The 15842-nt window shown below is 72.4% G+C and carries 17 protein-coding genes and 1 pseudogene; 8 read left to right on the top strand and 10 right to left on the bottom strand.

Translation table 11 applies throughout. The features are described 5' to 3' along the window. Nucleotides 1–206 precede the first annotated feature (206 nt). On the bottom strand, nucleotides 207–1589 hold the full coding sequence (locus tag KBX71_RS23115; protein WP_247683992.1) for an FAD-dependent monooxygenase: 1383 nt from the start codon (nucleotides 1587–1589) through the stop codon (nucleotides 207–209). A gap of 344 nt (nucleotides 1590–1933) precedes the next feature. After that, nucleotides 1934–2647, bottom strand: a complete 714-nt coding sequence (locus KBX71_RS23110) for a TetR/AcrR family transcriptional regulator (RefSeq protein ID WP_210820016.1) — start codon at nucleotides 2645–2647, stop codon at nucleotides 1934–1936. Nucleotides 2648–2732: 85 nt separating this feature from the next. On the opposite strand from KBX71_RS23110, the gene KBX71_RS23105 reads away from it, so the two are divergent. Further along, nucleotides 2733–3596 carry an NAD(P)H-binding protein gene (locus tag KBX71_RS23105; RefSeq protein ID WP_210820015.1) on the top strand — a complete coding sequence of 288 codons (864 nt, stop codon included), beginning with the start codon at nucleotides 2733–2735 and terminating at the stop codon, nucleotides 3594–3596. A gap of 27 nt (nucleotides 3597–3623) precedes the next feature. Here KBX71_RS23105 and KBX71_RS23100 read toward each other — a convergent pair whose 3' ends face one another. Continuing rightward, nucleotides 3624–4274 carry a helix-turn-helix domain-containing protein gene (locus KBX71_RS23100; RefSeq protein ID WP_210820014.1) on the bottom strand — a complete coding sequence of 217 codons (651 nt, stop codon included), beginning with the start codon at nucleotides 4272–4274 and terminating at the stop codon, nucleotides 3624–3626. 116 nt (nucleotides 4275–4390) lie between these two features. On the opposite strand from KBX71_RS23100, the gene KBX71_RS23095 reads away from it, so the two are divergent. Both KBX71_RS23095 and KBX71_RS23090 read left to right on the top strand, forming a co-directional pair. Next, the gene (locus KBX71_RS23095; RefSeq protein ID WP_210820013.1) at nucleotides 4391–4780 is read left to right on the top strand and encodes a VOC family protein; all 390 of its coding nucleotides are present in this window, start codon (nucleotides 4391–4393) and stop codon (nucleotides 4778–4780) included. A gap of 142 nt (nucleotides 4781–4922) precedes the next feature. Then, a complete protein-coding gene (locus KBX71_RS23090; RefSeq protein WP_210820012.1) occupies nucleotides 4923–5399 on the top strand; it encodes a hypothetical protein in 477 nt (158 codons plus the stop codon). Nucleotides 5400–5407: 8 nt separating this feature from the next. Here KBX71_RS23090 and KBX71_RS23085 read toward each other — a convergent pair whose 3' ends face one another. Next, nucleotides 5408–6391, bottom strand: a complete 984-nt coding sequence (locus KBX71_RS23085) for a helix-turn-helix domain-containing protein (RefSeq protein WP_210820011.1) — start codon at nucleotides 6389–6391, stop codon at nucleotides 5408–5410. Nucleotides 6392–6494: 103 nt separating this feature from the next. Between KBX71_RS23085 and KBX71_RS23080 the strand changes: the two genes are divergently transcribed. Further along, nucleotides 6495–7070 (top strand): maleylpyruvate isomerase N-terminal domain-containing protein, encoded by a 576-nt coding sequence (locus tag KBX71_RS23080; protein WP_210820010.1) that lies wholly within the window; start codon nucleotides 6495–6497, stop codon nucleotides 7068–7070. 75 nt (nucleotides 7071–7145) lie between these two features. Here KBX71_RS23080 and KBX71_RS23075 read toward each other — a convergent pair whose 3' ends face one another. Continuing rightward, entirely contained in the window at nucleotides 7146–8264 is a 1119-nt protein-coding gene (locus KBX71_RS23075) for an NAD(P)/FAD-dependent oxidoreductase (protein WP_210820009.1), read from the bottom strand. 53 nt (nucleotides 8265–8317) lie between these two features. Here KBX71_RS23075 and KBX71_RS23070 point away from each other — a divergent pair, with 53 nt between their 5' ends. Further along, nucleotides 8318–9010, top strand: a complete 693-nt coding sequence (locus tag KBX71_RS23070) for a TetR/AcrR family transcriptional regulator (protein WP_210820008.1) — start codon at nucleotides 8318–8320, stop codon at nucleotides 9008–9010. Nucleotides 9011–9021: 11 nt separating this feature from the next. Here KBX71_RS23070 and KBX71_RS23065 read toward each other — a convergent pair whose 3' ends face one another. Together KBX71_RS23065 and KBX71_RS23060 are read right to left on the bottom strand one after the other, a co-directional pair. After that, nucleotides 9022–9561: a GNAT family N-acetyltransferase gene (locus KBX71_RS23065; protein ID WP_210820007.1), complete on the bottom strand. Its 540-nt coding sequence runs from the start codon at nucleotides 9559–9561 to the stop codon at nucleotides 9022–9024. 32 nt (nucleotides 9562–9593) lie between these two features. Then, the gene (locus KBX71_RS23060; protein ID WP_210820006.1) at nucleotides 9594–10085 is read right to left on the bottom strand and encodes a DUF1992 domain-containing protein; all 492 of its coding nucleotides are present in this window, start codon (nucleotides 10083–10085) and stop codon (nucleotides 9594–9596) included. A gap of 216 nt (nucleotides 10086–10301) precedes the next feature. On the opposite strand from KBX71_RS23060, the gene KBX71_RS23055 reads away from it, so the two are divergent. Beyond that, complete coding sequence (locus KBX71_RS23055) at nucleotides 10302–10952, top strand: LysE family translocator (protein WP_210820005.1); 651 nt, start codon at nucleotides 10302–10304, stop codon at nucleotides 10950–10952. A gap of 10 nt (nucleotides 10953–10962) precedes the next feature. Here the strand turns inward: KBX71_RS23055 and KBX71_RS23050 are convergent, their stop codons facing one another. Genes KBX71_RS23050 through KBX71_RS23040 form a run of 3 tightly spaced genes read right to left on the bottom strand, consistent with a single transcriptional unit; the run spans nucleotide 10963 to nucleotide 13827 of the window. After that, nucleotides 10963–11787 (bottom strand): SDR family oxidoreductase, encoded by an 825-nt coding sequence (locus KBX71_RS23050; RefSeq protein WP_210820004.1) that lies wholly within the window; start codon nucleotides 11785–11787, stop codon nucleotides 10963–10965. Beyond that, on the bottom strand, nucleotides 11784–13124 hold the full coding sequence (locus KBX71_RS23045; RefSeq protein WP_210820003.1) for an NAD(P)/FAD-dependent oxidoreductase: 1341 nt from the start codon (nucleotides 13122–13124) through the stop codon (nucleotides 11784–11786). The genes KBX71_RS23050 and KBX71_RS23045 overlap by 4 nt, the downstream gene beginning before the upstream one ends. 55 nt (nucleotides 13125–13179) lie before the next feature. Then, entirely contained in the window at nucleotides 13180–13827 is a 648-nt protein-coding gene (locus KBX71_RS23040) for a TetR/AcrR family transcriptional regulator (RefSeq protein ID WP_247683982.1), read from the bottom strand. A gap of 57 nt (nucleotides 13828–13884) precedes the next feature. Here KBX71_RS23040 and KBX71_RS23035 point away from each other — a divergent pair, with 57 nt between their 5' ends. Together KBX71_RS23035 and KBX71_RS23030 are read left to right on the top strand one after the other, a co-directional pair. Continuing rightward, a complete protein-coding gene (locus KBX71_RS23035) occupies nucleotides 13885–15249 on the top strand; it encodes an MFS transporter (RefSeq protein WP_210820002.1) in 1365 nt (454 codons plus the stop codon). A 26-nt stretch (nucleotides 15250–15275) separates the two neighbouring features. Beyond that, nucleotides 15276–15842, top strand: a pseudogene (locus KBX71_RS23030) (hypothetical protein); the annotation flags it as partial.

Genomic DNA, 15842 nt, shown 5'->3' with positions numbered 1-15842 from the left:
ACGGGCCACCACGCGATTGACCCAGTGCCGGACACGGGCGGCCCGTGATCCGCGCACCGTCGCGGATGTTGCTGTCTCGCATCGCGAGGAGCGGCAGGAACAGCGACGTTGCGCGGATCACGGCGTTGAAGCCCGGTGAGCGCCGGTTGAGCACGGCCGAAAGCGTCACTCGAACCTGTGCGGCGCCGCCCAGGCCGCCGGACCGGTCAGTGGGCGGGCTTGCCGAACCAGCGGGAGAGATGGTCGTCCAGGCCCTGCTGGTCGTCGCCGATCCAGGCGACGTGGCCGTCGGGGCGCAGCAGGACGGATGGAGCGTCCAGTGCCGCAGTGGAATCCGCGAGGTGATCTACCCGGTCTGACCAGCCGTCGACGGTCAGGCGTTCGGTGCGATCCAGCAGCAGGCCGCGGCCGCGGTGCAGCAGATCGTAGAGGTTGCCCTGTTTCACGTCGATGTCGCGCAGGCGGCGGCCGAGCAGGTCGGGACCTGCGCCGAAGTCGTAGCGGATGCCAGTGGCGGTGATCTTCTCCAGCAGATGGAGGTTCACCTCGTCGAAGTCCATCAACTCGGTCAGCAGCCTTCGCACGGCCTGTGCACCCGGTTCGGTGGACAACAGCTCCGTCTGGGCTCGGGTGTTGTCCAGCACCGCCTCCGCGACCGGACGGCGTTCGGTCTGGTAGGTGTCCAGCAGGGTTTCCGGCGCCCAGCCGTGGATCTGCGCGGCGAGTTTCCAGCCGAGGTTGAAGGCGTCCTGAATGCCCAGGTTGAGGCCCTGCCCGCCGATGGGCGGATGGATGTGTGCCGCGTCGCCGGCCAGCAGCACCCGTCCGACCCGGTAGCTGTCGGCGAGCCGGGTGGCGTCCCCGAAGCGGGACAGCCAGCGCGGTGAGTGCACGCCAAAATCGGTCCCGGCGATGGCGCGCAACTGTTGTTTGAAAACCTCGAGAGTGGGCGGTTCGGCCCGGTCGCTGACCCCGGCGGCGGGCACCAGGACGCTGTAGACCCCCACGCCCGCGGGCCGCAGCCAGAATCGCTGATGGGTCTCGCGGATCGCGGCCACCGTGACGGCGACCTCCTCCTGCGGTACGCCCACTTCCATCTCGCCCATCAGGCTCTCGGTCCGGGCAGGCTCGCCGGGGAAGCCGACGCCGAGCAGTTTGCGTACCGTGCTGCGTGCGCCGTCGCAGCCGACGAGATAGCGCGACCGCAGCCGTTCCCCGTCGGCCAGCTCGACGCTCACGCCTTCGTCGTCCTGCTCGAAGCCGGCGACCGCGCAACCGCGCCGCACCTGCGCGCCCTGTTCGACGGCGTGTTCTTCGAGCAGACGTTCGATGACCGGCTGCGGGATGCCCAGCAGATAGGCGTACCGGGAATCCAGGCCCGGCGGCGCGGGTTTGGCGATGGCGGCGAAGTAGGCGCCGGCCGGCCGCTTCCGCCCGTGCGGGAGGATGCGTTCCAGCAGTCCGCGCATCGCCATCAGTTCGAGACTGCGGATGTGCAGGCCGACGATGCGGACGGCCGACGCCGGCTCGGTTTCCTTCTCCAGAACGAGTACCCGTACGTCGTGTAGTCGTAGTTCGGCGGCGAGCATCGCCCCGGTCGGCCCGCAGCCGGCGATGATCACGTCGTACGTGCGGGGCACGCGATCGGTGTTGGAGGCCGACGACGACGGGCGGGCGCTGACGGTGGAGTCGCGCTCTACCGCGTCGGTCGACGATGGTTCGGCGGTGAATCGCATGGGTGTTGCCTCTCGGGAGTGCCGTGTTGGCAAGGCGCTCCCGGCGACACCTACGTCAATCGCCCGACCGTGACGGCAAGGGGGAGCACCCACATCGCTTCAACGTTCATGGGTCTCACCTCCTCGGGCGGTGTCGCGGTCACCTGCAAGCTATATCCCCCAGCGTGATCCCGTCGAGTTGTTTCCTCGCCTGGTGATCACGGCTTCGGGTGGGTCAGCGATCGGTGCAGCCACTCGGCCATCAGCGCGCGCTCGGCGTCGGTGAGCCCCGGGAGGTCGGGCAGCACCGTCGCGAAGGTCACCGCGACCGTGTTCGTGGTCGTGTCGGGTGTCGCCGGAGTTGTCGTCAGGATGCTGGTGAGCACGGCGTCCAGCATGGCCTCGCCCAGGCCGAGGTCGCGCTGGTCGGCGGGCATTCCCAGCAGGGTGAGGATTGTTCCGTTGCCTGCGGAGTGGATCATCAGGAGCGCGCGTTCCTCGTCGACCCGCAGGAGGCCGGCCGCGGCGAGTCGTCGGACGCGGCGACGTAGCACGTCGAGGCCGGCGACCGTCGCCGGCGAGGGTGCGCCGCTCCCCCGGGTGGCGAGTAGCGCGTACAACTCGGGGTTTTTCAGGCCGAACTCCACGTGCGCGCGCCATCCGGCGCGCAGGTCCGTGACCGGGTCGCCCGTCGCGCCGTCCGCTGCGACCGATTTGCCGCTGACGTAGGTGGCCATGACGTGCTCGGCGACGGCGTCGATGAGGCCGTCCTTGTCGCCGAACAGGCGATAGATGGTCGGTGCCTGCACGCCGGCGGCCTGGGCGACCGCGCGCGTCGTCACCGCGTTCGCGCCCTTCTCGCGCAGCAGTTGGGTCGCTGCCGCGACGATACCCGCACGGACGTCGTCGCGGGTGTCCTGCGTCGTCACCATGAACCGATGTTAACAGCGCCTTGTTAGCGGCGAATTATCGGTGCTAACGTCATCGGCGTAACGCCGATAACAAGGAGTGTTCATCATGATCGTCGTCACCGGTGCCAGTGGTCAGCTCGGGTCTCAGATCGTCGACCGGCTGCTCGACCGGCTGCCACCCGACGCCGTGGGCGTGAGCGTGCGCGACGTCGATAGGGCAGCCGGCCTCGCCGAGCGCGGTGTGCGGGTGCGCGCCGGGGACTTCACCGACCCGGCCACGCTGGAGCACGCCTTCGAGGGCGCCGACAAGGTCCTCATCGTGTCCGCCGCCATCCGCGGCCCCGGCGCGCTCGTCGCGAACCGCGCCGCCATCGACGCCGCACACGCTGCGGGCGCCAAACGAATCCTGTACACCAGCCACCAGGCCGCCTCCCGGGACTCGCTCTTCGCCGCCCAGCCCACGCACGCCGCGACCGAGGAACACCTTGCTGGACTGGGGGTTCCCTTCACCGCCCTGCGCAACGGGTTCTACGCGAGCACGCTCAGCTTCTCCATCGGTTCGGCGCTGGAGACCGGGCAACTCGTGGCGCCGGCGGACGGCCCGGTGTCCTGGACAGCGCACGCCGACCTGGCCGAGGCCGCCGCCATCGCGCTAACCGAGGAGGGCCTGCTCGACGGCATCACGCCGGCGCTGACCGCAGCGGAGGCACTCGACCTCGAGGCGGTGGCCGGCATTCTGACCGACATCACGGGCCGCGCCGTCACCCGAGTGGTCGTCGGTGACGAGGATTGGAAGGCCACTGCCGTCGCGCAGGGCATGCCCGCGGCAGCCGCCGACTTCACCCTCGGCCTTTACCACGCCGCGCGACGCGGAGAGTTCGCCGTCACCGACCCGACGTTGTCGACTCTGATCGGCCGCCGCCCGACCTCGGCCCGCTCGGTGCTCGAGGCCATCGTCGCCACCCGATGAGCCGGGCTCATCGTCAGCGCGACGACCTCAGGATTCTCGCCGTCGACCGGAATCCAGGAACCGGCGCAACACGGCCTCGTCCCCGGTGAGGGCGATCGCGCCGGTGGCGCGAGCGGCGGCCAGGGAGGTCGAGCCGTCGAGCAGGGCGTTGAGTGTCGCGGGGTCGCTACGCAGGCCGGCGTGCGAATGGGCTGGTTCGCCAGGTTCGATGTGCACCCGACCGTCCTGGGTGTGGATGGTCCACCCCTGGTCGGCGAGCTCGAACCGGTAGGTGGCCGGCGGCTCCTGTGGACTCGGCCGTAGTGAACCGCGCAGAAACAGCAGCACCGAGGTCACGCTGAGGTGGGCCGGAGCCGACGGCAGGGGTACGCGTAGACCCCAGCCGCCAAGAGCCAGCACGATCGGTTCCAGCTCGCGTCCGTCCTCGGTGAGGTCGTACACCACCGAGGCGGCGGGGGGCGGCAGCCGGCGCTGGCGCACCACGCCGTGGCCTTCCAGTTCGCGCAGCCGGTCGGTGAGCAGGTTGGAGCTGACCCCGGGCAGTGCCCGGCGCAGGTCGGAGAAGCGCTGGGGCCCGAGGAGGAGTTCGCGGACGACGAGCAGCGCCCAGCGTTCCCCGACGACGTCAAGGGCTCGGGCGATCCCGCAGGCGTCACCGTAGGTGCGACTGGTTGGCATGTCGGCGCTCCTTTCCCACTGCTCGCTTACATGTTAATCACTCCCTCGTGGTTGTTTTAAACAACCACGAGGGTTACCGTCTCGGCAGACAGGTTGACGCCGGAGGGAGCACGGTCATGGGAATGCCAGTGGTGCACTTCGAGATCATCGGTACCGACCCGCAGCGGTTGCGCAGCTACTACGGCGACCTCTTCGACTGGCGCTTCGATGTCGCGAGCGACGCCGCCGAGGCGGTTTCCGCGCCGGGGCACTACGGGTTCGTCCAGCCCGACAACGGCGGAATCCCGGGCGGCGTCGGCGGTGGCGCCGACTATCCGCATCGGACGCTGTTCTACGTCGGCGTACCCGACGTGGAGGCGGCGTTGCGGCGGGCCGAGAGCCTCGGCGGCACCCGGGTGTCGGGGCCCCACCCCAACCCCGACGGCACGTTGCTTGTCGGCTTCTTCACCGACCCGGAAGGACACCTCGTCGGGCTTGCCGCTGCCGCACCCGCCACGGCGAGGTGACCCTCCGCCGGGTCGAGGCCCACGCATCGGCGTCGCCGATCCCGGGGCACACTCACCGCGCAATATTTGAGCAGTGGCCCGGAGATTCCCGACGCCTGTTGCATTTGACCCTCGACCGGGTCGAGGCCCGAACATCGGCGACATGACCGACCAACCGACCGTCGACCCGACCATGACCCGCATCATCGAGGCCGTGCAGATCGGCCAGGGCGGTGCGCATGCCCAGGCCCGTGCGCTGCTCACCGCGTTGTGGGACGAGCTCGGCCCCACCGGTGACGCCCTGCACCGCTGCACCCTGGCGCACTACCTCGCCGACCTGCAGGACACCACCGAGGCGGAGCTGAGCTGGGACGAACGTGCCCTGGCCGCTGTGGCCGACCTGACCGACGAACGCGCCCAGCGGTATCTGTTCTCACTCCAGGTCCAGGCGTTCCTGCCGTCGCTGTACCTCAACCTGGCCGACTGCCACCGACGCCTCGGCAACGTCAGGCTGGCCCGGGAGCACCTCGACCGGGCCCGCGAACACCTGGTGCGGCTACCTGACGACCCGTACGGCGAGAGCATCCGCGCCGCTGTCCGTGATTTCGTCGCCGACGATCCGACCGACCGCCGACGGTAGCGGTCGGGTCACCGATCCTGGCGGGTGACGGCCGTCCGGTACTCCTGCGGTGAAAATCCGTAGTGGGCGCGGAAGAGGCGGCTGAAGTGGGCCTTGTCCGAGAAGCCCCAACGGGCGGCGACGGCCTGGATCGGCTGCCGCAGCAGCGGGTTGCCGAGATCACGCCGGCACTGCTCCAGTCGCTTGGCGCGGATGAGTTCGGCAACCGTCGTCGCCTCCGCCTCGAACAGGCGGTGCAGCGACCGCAGCGAGATGTGGTGGGCGGTGGCGACGCTGCGAGGGCTGAGCTCGTCAGTGTCGAGGTGACGGTCGATGAAATCGACGACCCGGGCCCGCAGTGCGGTGTGCCGCGCCTCCGGTGACAGGGTGTCCTCGACGTCGAGGTACTGGGCGAGCGCGGCAGTGAGCAGGTCCACCGCCACACCGCCCAGGATCTCGGCCTGGGCCGGCTCGAACTGCTCCGGGTGCGCGGCGATGCTGCGTAGGTGGTGGGCCAACAGCCCGCCGACGCCGAGGTGCGACGGCAAAGGCGTGGCCAGCAGGCGGCGGAGCCGGTCCGGCGCCAGGGGCAGCGCCGCGTGCGGTATCTGCACGGTGATCGTGGTGGCGAGACCGGCGCCGTCGGCGCGGTGCCGGGCGACGTGCCGCCGCGCGGGGTCCAGGAGCGTGAAGTGCTTGCCGGGTTCCAGCGTGGACTCGGTGCGGTCATGGATCAGGGTGCTGTGACCGGTCAGCGGTAGCGTGAGCTGGTACACGTCCCCTTCGGCGCTGCGAACCAGTTTCGCGGGCCGGATCGCCTCCAGGGACGGGTAGCGCAGCGAGGTCATCCGAATGCGACCGAGATCGATGGCCTGGACGTAGGCGACGAAGTTGTCCAGGTGGCCGCTGCTGATGTGCGCTGGTGCCGTCTCCTGCGCGACCAGGGCATACCAGAACGCGAACCGTTCCGCCGGAGGCAGCACCGTCGTGTCCACCACCTGGTTGGGCAACACTCGGCTCGCCTCCCCTCATATGCGAAGATGGATTCTTGCATGCCTCGACCCTCTTTACCCATGGCGGGATTTTCGCGCCCGGTGCTGCCCGGCGGGTTGGCGAATGTCGGCGGTGACCGGCGCCGACCTGCTGGAGGCGGCCGACGAGATGACCCGGGTGTTGCTGCCGCACGGGGAACGCGACTGGTCGGTGCCGGCCGGCTCGCTGAGCTGGAGCTGCTGGACCACCGCGGCGCACGTCGCGCACGACCTCCTCGCGTACGCGGGCCAGGTCACCGGCCGTCCGGATGACGGCTATCTGCCGTACGACCTGCGGGTCTCCCCCGACGCGAGCCCGGCGCAGGTGCTCACCGTGGTGCGCGCCTGCGCCGGTCTGCTCGCCGCCGCCGTCGACGCCGCCCCGCCGGACACGCGGGCCTGGCACTGGGGTCCGTGCGATCCGGCCGGTTTCGCCGCGATGGGCGTGGCCGAGACCGTGCTGCACACCCACGACGTCACCCTCGGCCTCGCTGTGCCGTGGCAACCGCCGCAGCGACTGAGCGCGCTGGTGCTGCGGCGGCTCTTCCCGGACGCACCGGCCGGGACGGCACCCGAGGTGCTGCTGTGGATGACCGGCCGCGGTGAGCTGCCCGGCCGGGCAAGGCGCACCTCCTGGAGTTGGCGCGCCAGAGTGGACTGACGCCGCCTGGTGGGCAACCGGTGGCCGCTGGGCCTCGCGCAGATCGTCAATCTGAGCGACCGGGGCTTCTGGCGATCAGGATGGTTGGACCTGGTCGAAGAGGGCGAGTGCTTCGGCGGGGTCCGGGCTCACGAGGCGTTCCAGACCGGCCGTCGTGATCTTCGCCCACCGGCCGGCCCGTGCCCACATCCGCTCCTCGAAGGCGCGCACGGCCTCGTCCAGATCTTCCGGGTCGGCGGCGATGGCCTCCGCGAGTTCGGCACCGTCCAGCATCGCGAGGTTCGCGCCCGCCCCCAACGGTGGCATCAGGTGGGCGGCGTCGCCCAGTAGCGTCACCCCGCGGACGTGGGCCCAGGTGTGGGATTCGGGCAGGACATGGATCGGGCGGTGGACGAAGGTGGTGCCGTGGCCGAGCAGGTCGAGGACGGGAGCGGCCCAGCCGTCGAACAGGGCCAGAAGGCCCTTTCGCGCGGCCTCGACGTCGGTCAGGTCCAGGTCCGCGTGCCAGTCCAGCGGCGCGCGGAGCCTGCCGTACACCTTGACGTGACCGCCGCTGTTGCGTTGGGCGACGAGAGATCGGTTCACGCCGTACGCGGCCACCGAACCGTCGCCGACCAACCGGGCGAGGTCAGGGTGGCGGGTGTCGATGTCGTCGAGGGAGGTCTCGACCGATGTGACGCCGGTGTACTGCGGCGTCACCGGCGAGACCGCCGGGCGGACCCGGGACCAGGCGCCGTCCGCGCCCACCACGAGATCGAACGTCTCCTGCCGCCCGTCCGCGAAATGAACACGTACGCCATCCTCGGACCCCGGCACCACCTGCGTCACCTCTCGTCCCCACCGCACGTCGAGAGAGTCGAGCAGCAGGTCACGGAGTTGCCCCCGGTCGATCTCCGGATTGGCCCGCTCATCCGGACCGGGTCGCCAGTCGCGCAGAACGGTCCCGGCAGCGTCCAGGATGCGCATGGCCTGCCCCTCGGGACGAGACAGCGCCCGGAACTCGGCCAGCAGCCCCGCCTTGTCCAGTGCCAGCTGACCCAGCCCCTCGTGCAGGTCCAGCGTGCCGCCCGGAGGGCGGGAGTCGGGCCCGGGATCGCGTTCGAGGACGACGACGGGGTGGCCGTGGCCGTGCAGGACACGGGCAAAGGTCAGGCCCGCCGGGCCGCCCCCGACCACAGCGATACGATGTCTCATGGCGATACACCGTATCGCCCCCCTACAATGCATCGCAACAGCAGGGAGTGACCATGACTGTGTGGGACCGGCCGACGCCGCCGAATCCCCCCGTGCCGCTCGACCGGGAGCAGATCATCGCCGCCGCCCTCGCGCTGGCCGACGAGGGCGGGCTGGAGGCGGTGTCGGTGCGCAAGGTCGCCGCCCGGCTGAACGCCGGCCCGATGCGGCTGTACGGATACATCTCCAGCAAGGACGAGCTGTTCGACCTCATGGTGGACGAGGTCCACGCCGAGATTCTCCCCCCGGAGCAGCCCGGTGACTGGCGGGAGGCGCTGCGCGTCCTCGCCCACCGCACCAGGCAGGCCGCCCTGCGCCACGTTTGGCTGGTCGACCTGCTCGGCGGCCGCCCGACCCTGGGCCCGAACGGCCTCGCCGTGACCGAGGCCACGCTGGCCGCCCTCGACGGCCTCGCCGACATCGACACCGTCCTGCGTGCCGTGGGAACCGTCAGCGCCTACGTCACCGGCGCGATCAGGCACGAGATCGCGAACCTGCGGGCCGAACGCGCCACCGGCCTGTCCAAGCGCGACTGGCAGCGCGCCTCCGGCCCGCACGTGATGAAAATGCTGGCCACGGGTCGCTTCCCGGCGCTGAGCAAGGCCGTGCACGACGGCACGGAGGTGGACGCCGAGGAATCCTTCGCGACCGGCCTGGACTGGGTCCTCGACGCCGTGGCCGCCAAACTCACCCGACCGCCGACGTAACGAAACACGCCTCAGGCGTGCAGGGCGTGCCGGTGACCGTCGAGTGGGAAGGGCGGCCGGGCCGGCAACACCTCCTCAAAAACGAAGCCGCACTTCTGCGCCACCCGGCAGGACGCCACGTTGTCCACCTGGTGCAGCAGGTCGAGACGTGTCAGCCCGGGAAACCTGTCGAACGCCCAGCGGCTCAGCGCGGTGACCGCGCGCGGGGCGACGCCGCGACCACGTGCCCACGACGCCGTCCAGTAGCCCACCTCCGGCGCCGACCGCTCCGGCGTGACCCCCTTGAGCACCACGTTGCCCACCAGCCGAGCGCCGTCGGCCTGCTCGTCGAGGACGGCGAAGGTGTACCGCCGGCCGTCGGCCCAGTCCCGCAGCGCGCCGTCCAGCCACCGCCCGGCCTCGGCGGCGTTGGTCACCGGAACTCTGGTCCAACGGCGCAGAACCGGATCCCGGTACGCGTCCACCAGATCATCCAGGTCGTCGGCGCACCAGGGGCGCAGCGCGACACCCGGCGTCGAGGGCGTGCCGGGTGTCCGCGATTCGATGAGCATCGGCACAGTCTGCCGTGGCCGTGGCCCGCGGGTCAGCCCCGACGGCGACGCCACAGCGGCCACCAGCTGCGGCGGCGACGGCGCGACGGCGCGACGGCGGTCGCCGGTTCGGTGACGGTCGAGGTGACCTTGGGGCGGGCACGTTCGGCGCGCCAACGGCGGACCACGTCCTCGGTGTTCACCGGGCGCACCGCGACCCGGGGGCCGTCGTCGGGGTTGCGCAGCCACGCCACGATCTGCGCGTTCAACTGCCCCACGAAGTCGCGCACGGACTGCTCGGTGGGCAGGTCACGGACCTCGTCGGGGACCTGCTCGACCCGTCGGCGCAGTTGTAGCGAGGTGGGCAGGAGCAGGTCACTGGGGAGCGCCTCGCGCTCCAGGAAGCTCTTGATCCACCACGACTCGTCATACGGCGCCCCACGACCGGGGATCGGCTTGCCCATGCCGGGCAGGTCGTCGAACTCGCCGCGCTGAACGGCTCCCCGGATCTTCGCCTCCACGGACGCTTCCCACGCCTCGGTCACCGTGCGGCACCTCCCTGGCCACCGTAACGCGCCGCCTCCGGCCGGCGACACGCACTTGCCAGGGGTCAGCGCGCCCGCGACGGTGAGCATTCCCGCCGGGCCCCGAACACGAGCGGATCACCCAGGATCGCAGGCCACGGCCCGTCAGGTGGCCCTGGGTCGGGACGTTCATCCCGATTACGGTCGGTGTGGGATCCATCGGACGGGGGAAGCATCGTGGTGAGTACTGGTGCACTGCTGGGCATCGCGTTGGTGGCGTTGGGGCTGGTGCTCACGCCCGGCCCGAACATGGTCTACCTGGTGTCCCGTTCGGTGGCGCAGGGCCGCAGGGCCGGGCTGGTCTCGCTGCTCGGGGTGGCCGCCGGCTTCGGCGTCTACCTGGCGGCGGCGGTCGCCGGCCTGGCAACCGTCTTCGTCCTGGTGCCCACGCTGTACGCGGTGGTGAAGCTGGCCGGCGCCGGCTACCTGCTCTGGCTGGCCTGGCGGACGCTGCGTCCGGGTGGGCACTCGCCGTTCACGCCCGCGCCGCTGCCGCCGGACCCGCCCCGGCGGCTGTTCACCATGGGCCTGGTCACCAACCTGCTGAACCCGAAGATCGCGATCCTCTACGTGTCGCTGCTACCGCAGTTCATCGACCCGACGCGGGGGCACGTGGCGACGCAGAGCCTGCTGCTCGGGCTGACCCAGATCGCCGTCGCGCTGAGCGTGAACGCGTTGATCGTGTTCAGCGCCGGCGCCCTCGCGGGGTTCTTCGCCCGCCGGCCGGTGTGGCTGCGGGTACAGCGGTGGGTGACCGGCACCGCGCTCGCGGCGCTGGCCGTGCGCATCGCCGCCGACCGCTCCCGCGCAGCCGTCGCCACGCCCTGACCCCGGGCGGTCAGCGTCCCCGGTGGCGGCCGAGCATCCCGGCGGCCAGCGGCGCGGCGTCCAGGTCACCGGCGGCGAGCCGGGCGGCGAGGGTACGCCGTACCAGCCGGTCGGCCAGCGCGGGCGCGTGCCGGCCGACGGCCATCTCCAGCCGCCCACGTGCGGTGGTCGCTACGTCGCGGGGCGCCCGCCGGGCGGTGGCGGTCCGCAGGATCGCCGCGACCACCCCTTCGACGGGCTCGGGGCGGGACACCCCCCGCAGGGACAGCCCGGCCTCGGCGGTGCTGTCGTGGATCGGGGAGGCGACCATGCTCGGGTAGACGACGCTCACCCCGACGTGGGTGCCCACCTCGTGGCGCAGCGCGTCGGCGTACGCGACCACTGCCCGTTTGCTCACCCCGTACGCTGCGGCGAGCGGAAGGGGCAGCACCGCCATCCGGCTGGCCACGAAGATCACCCGTCCGCGTGCGGTGAGCAGCGGGGGCAGCGCGGCGGCGGTGGTGCGCCACGCGGCGAGCAGGTTGACCTCCAGTTGCCGGCGGACCACCTCGTCGGGCGGCAACTCGGCCGGCGCGGGGCCTCCGACCCCGGCGTTGTTGATCAGTAGGTCGAGCCCGCCGAGCCGGTCGACGGCGGCCGACACCGCCGCCGGTACGGCGTCCGGGTCGGTCAGGTCGCAGCCGAGCACCGGCACGTCGGCGTCGGGGTGGGCGTGCAGGTCGAGCCCCACCACCCGGGCGCCGCCCGCGCTCAGCGCGGCGCCGAGGTGACGGCCGAACGTCCCGCTCGCCCCGGTGACCAGCACCCGTCGACCGGCCAGGGATCGACCGCTCACCGGGGCGCCCCCACCGAGGAGGCCGCGCCGGAGCGGGCGCGGCGGGTCCCGGCGGTCAACTCCCGGGCCAGCTCGGCCAGGTACACGTCGAAGTCCACACGCATCGCCGGGCGGCGCTGACCCCAGCGGGCGGTCGCGGCCCGCAGTTCGGCCCGGCAGGCGGCGCGCTGCCGCTCCGGGTCCGGCAACGCGTACCGGCCGGCCAGGTGCGCCGCGATCAGCTTGGCCTGCGCCTCGACCAGCGGGAACGCGGACCCGGTGGACTGCATCAACCCGACGAAGCTCAACCCGGGGGCGTCGGGGTGGAACACGTGTCGGTACAACGGCAGGGTGTCGGCGCCCCCGGCGAGCAGCGCCGGGTCGAGGAACGGGACGTCCACCCGGTAACCGGTGCACCAGATGATCAGGTCGACGCTGTCGCTGCGGCCGTCGGTGAACTCCACCCGGTCGCCGTCGAGGGCGGCGACGCCGGGTCGGGCCTCGACGTCGCCGTGGGTCAGTCGCGACAGCAACCCGTCGGAGAGCGTCGGATGGTCCTGGAGGAAGCCGTGCGTCGGCGCGGGCAGCCCGTAGCGGGCGGGGTTGCCGACGGTGGCGCTCAGCATCGTCTGGCTGATGCGTTGGCGCAGACGCCACGGCAGCCGGCGGGCCAGCGCCCCGTTGAGGGTGTCCGAGGGGCGGCCCAGCAGGTACTTCGGCACCACCCAGACGCCCCGGCGCAGCGACAGCAGGGTGCGGGTGGCGGCGTACGACGCGTCGACGGCGATGTCCATCGCGGAGTTGCCGCCGCCGACGACCAGGACCCGCCTGCCGGCCAACTGCTCCGGGCCCCGGTAGTCGTGGCTGTGGATCTGCTCGGCGGTGCAGGCGCCGGGGTAGCCGGGGTCGGGCAGACGGGGCACCCGGTTGTGCCCGTTGGCGACCACCACGGCGTCGACGGTGACCTCGACCGGGCCGGTCGGGCCGCTGGCGGCCACCGACCAGGTGCCGGTGGGATTCTGGGTGACCCGCTCGACGGTGTGGCGCAGTCGGATGGTGTCGGCCAGCCCGAAGCGCGTGGCGTAGTCGGCGAGGTAACCGGCGACGCGACTGTGGTCGGGGTAGTCGGGCCAGTCGGTGGGCATCGGGTGGTCGGCGAACTGGGTGCGGCCACGGCTGGTGTTGAGGTGCAGCGTGCGGTACGCGGGCGAGTCGGGAGCCCCGTACACCCAGAGGCCGCCGACCTGCTCGGCGGCCTCGAAGCCGACAGTCGGCACGTCGGCGTCGCGTAGTGCCTTGACCGCGGCGAGCCCGGCGGCGCCGGCGCCGATCACCGCCACCCGCTGTGGTACGCCCATTGCCGCCCCCATTAATCCAACGTCGGATGGATAATCGTCGCGCGGCGGTGGTCCGTCAAGGGGGCGGTGATCCGTACAGTCCGTCGAGCAGGCGGTGCACGAACGCCCGGAACTCGCGCCGTTCCCGAGCGCCGGGAGCGCCCGCGGCCAGCGCCACCACGTGCCCGTGCGTCGCCCACACCAGACTCCGCACGGTGATGTGCGGAGTCGGCTCGGCTAGGGCGCCGGTCGCCGCGGCGGCGGTGAGCAGCTCCGCGACCAGCCGGTACAACGGGTCGGCGTAGCGCTGGTCGAGCTCGGCGTGCCGCTGCGGTTCCAACCAGCGGCGCAGCCACAGCGCGGTGGTCTCGGGGCGGTCCTCGAGGAAGTCCACGAAGACGTCGACCAGCTCGTGCAGGGCCCGCCGCGCGGCGTCCGGACCCGCGTCGAGAGCGGCGCTGGCCTGCTCGGCGGCCTCGGTCAGCACGTCCCGCTCGGCGGCGAACACCCGGGCGAAGCACGCGTCGTAGAGGGCCGCCTTCGTACCCGTGTGGTGCGCGACCGTGGCGACGTCGACCCCGGCGGCGGCGGCGACCTCCCGCAGCCCGACGGCGTCGAAGCCCCGCTGCGCGAAGAGCGCGGTCGCCGCGGTGAGCACCACCTCGCGGGTCGGCCGGGTCTCGTCGCGGCGGGGCCGACCCGGGCGGCGGCGGGGCATGGTCATGGTCGCCATTCTGCCCCTAGAATCCAGCAACCGTTGGATTGCGGAGAGGATGCGGCGATGACCGGGCTGGACCGGCGGCCCGCGGCCGCCACCGACGCGACGCTGCCGCGCGGCCCCCTTGCCGGCTTCGCCGCCGGCTCGCTCGGCATGGGCATCTGGGTGACGGTGCCCGGGCTGCTGCTGCTCTACTTCCTCACCGACGTGCTGGCCGTCGGGCCGTGGCTGGCCGGCCTGGCGCTGTTGCTGCCGAAGATCGCCGACGTGCTGCTGCACCCGTGGGTGGGGCACCGCGCCGACGTGGAGCAGACCCGACGCGGCGACCGTCGTCGCCTGCTGCTGCTCGGCTGCGCCCTGCCGCTCGCGTTCGCCGCGCTCTTCGCCGTGCCCGGCGGCCTGACCGGCGCGCCGGCCGCGGCATGGGTCGCGGTGTTCTTCATCGCCGGCAACCTGCTCTTCGCCGCCTACCAGGTCCCCTACCTGGCCACCCCCGCCGACCTGCGCATCGGCTACCACGAACGCACCCGGCTGATGGCGTTCCGGATGGTCGTGCTGACAGTGGGCATCCTGATCTCCGGGCTGCTGGCCCCGCTGCTCACCGGCGGCGACGCCGCGACGCGGGGCGGCTACCAGCGCATGGGCGTGGTCCTCGCCGTGGGGATGCTGGTGGCCATGCTCGTCGGTGTCGCCGGCATCGCCCGGCTGCGCGGGTCCGCGCCGACCACCGCCGCGTCCGGGCACGGCGGGTGGCGGGCCCTGCGCACGGCGCTGCGGGACCCGCAGTTCCGGTGGCTGGTCGCCGCGTACCTGGCAATGTCCACCACCACCCACCTGGTGCTCGCCGGGGTGCCCTACTACGCCGAGTACGAGCTGCGCGCGCCCCGGCTGACCACGGTGCTGGTGGCCGCCTTCGTGGCGCCGGCGCTGCTGGTCACCCCGGCCTGGCTGGTGGTGGCCCGACGCGTCGGCAAGCAACGGGCGCTGCTCGGCGCGCAGGGCGCGTTCGCGGCCGGCTCGCTGGTGCTGGCGGTGGGCCGCCCGGCCGGTCTGCCGGTGCTGGTCGCCGCGGTGGCGGTGCTCGGGGTGGCGTTCGCCGGCATGCAGTTGCTGCCGTTCTCGATGCTGCCGGACGTGATCCGCGCCGCCAGCACCACCGACGGGGCACCCACCGGCGCCGGCACCTACACCGGGGTGTGGACGGCCACCGAGGCCACCGGCGCGGCGTTGGGCCCGTACGCGTACGCGCTGTGCCTGGCCGTGGGTGGTTTCGTGGCCTCGACGGCAGGTGAGTCGCCGGTGCAGCCGGACGCCGCCCTCGCGGCGGTCCGCTACGGCTTCGGGTTGCTGCCGGCGGTGGCGATGCTCGCGGCGCTGCTGCTGCAACGCCGCTACACCCTGGACGCGACGGCCCGGGCGACGAGCTGACCGCCCGGCACTAGACTTCGCCCTCGATGGACGCCCAGCCCAGCACCACCGAGACCCGCCCCTGCGCCCACTGTGGACGGCCGGTGCCGCAGCGTGTCGGCGCGGGCCGACCGTTTCGCTACTGCCGCGACAACGACGGCGCCTGCCAGCGCGCCTCCCGCAACAGCCGGATGCGGCACCGCAACGCCCCCGGTCTGCCCGGGCAGGTGGCCCGCACCTGGGAGGCGGTGGACCGGCTCGACCAGATCGTCGAGACGTTGACCGAGTCGCTGCACGCCGAGTTGTCCCCGGTGGGTGTGCAGCGGCAGCTCGCCCAGGCCCGCGCGGAGGCCGCCGCCGAGATCGCGGCGGCGCAGACCGAACGCGACGAGGCCCGCGATGACGCCGAGGCGGCGGCGGCCGACGCGGCGCGCTCCCGCGAGCAGACCCGCGACGCCCGCGCCGAGGCCGACGATGCCCGCCAGCGCGCCGAGCAGGCGCAGCGGCAGGCCACCGCCGCCGACGAACGGGCGCAGCACGCCGAGGCCGTCCGCGACCAGGCGCGCCACGACGCCAGCGCCGCCGAGGCGCTGCGCGCCCAGGCCGAGCGCGAC

Origin of the sequence: Micromonospora sp. D93 (assembly GCF_018070365.1) — a bacterium.
Lineage (GTDB): Bacteria > Actinomycetota > Actinomycetes > Mycobacteriales > Micromonosporaceae > Micromonospora > Micromonospora ureilytica.
This window is presented reverse-complemented; position numbering and strand designations above follow the sequence as displayed.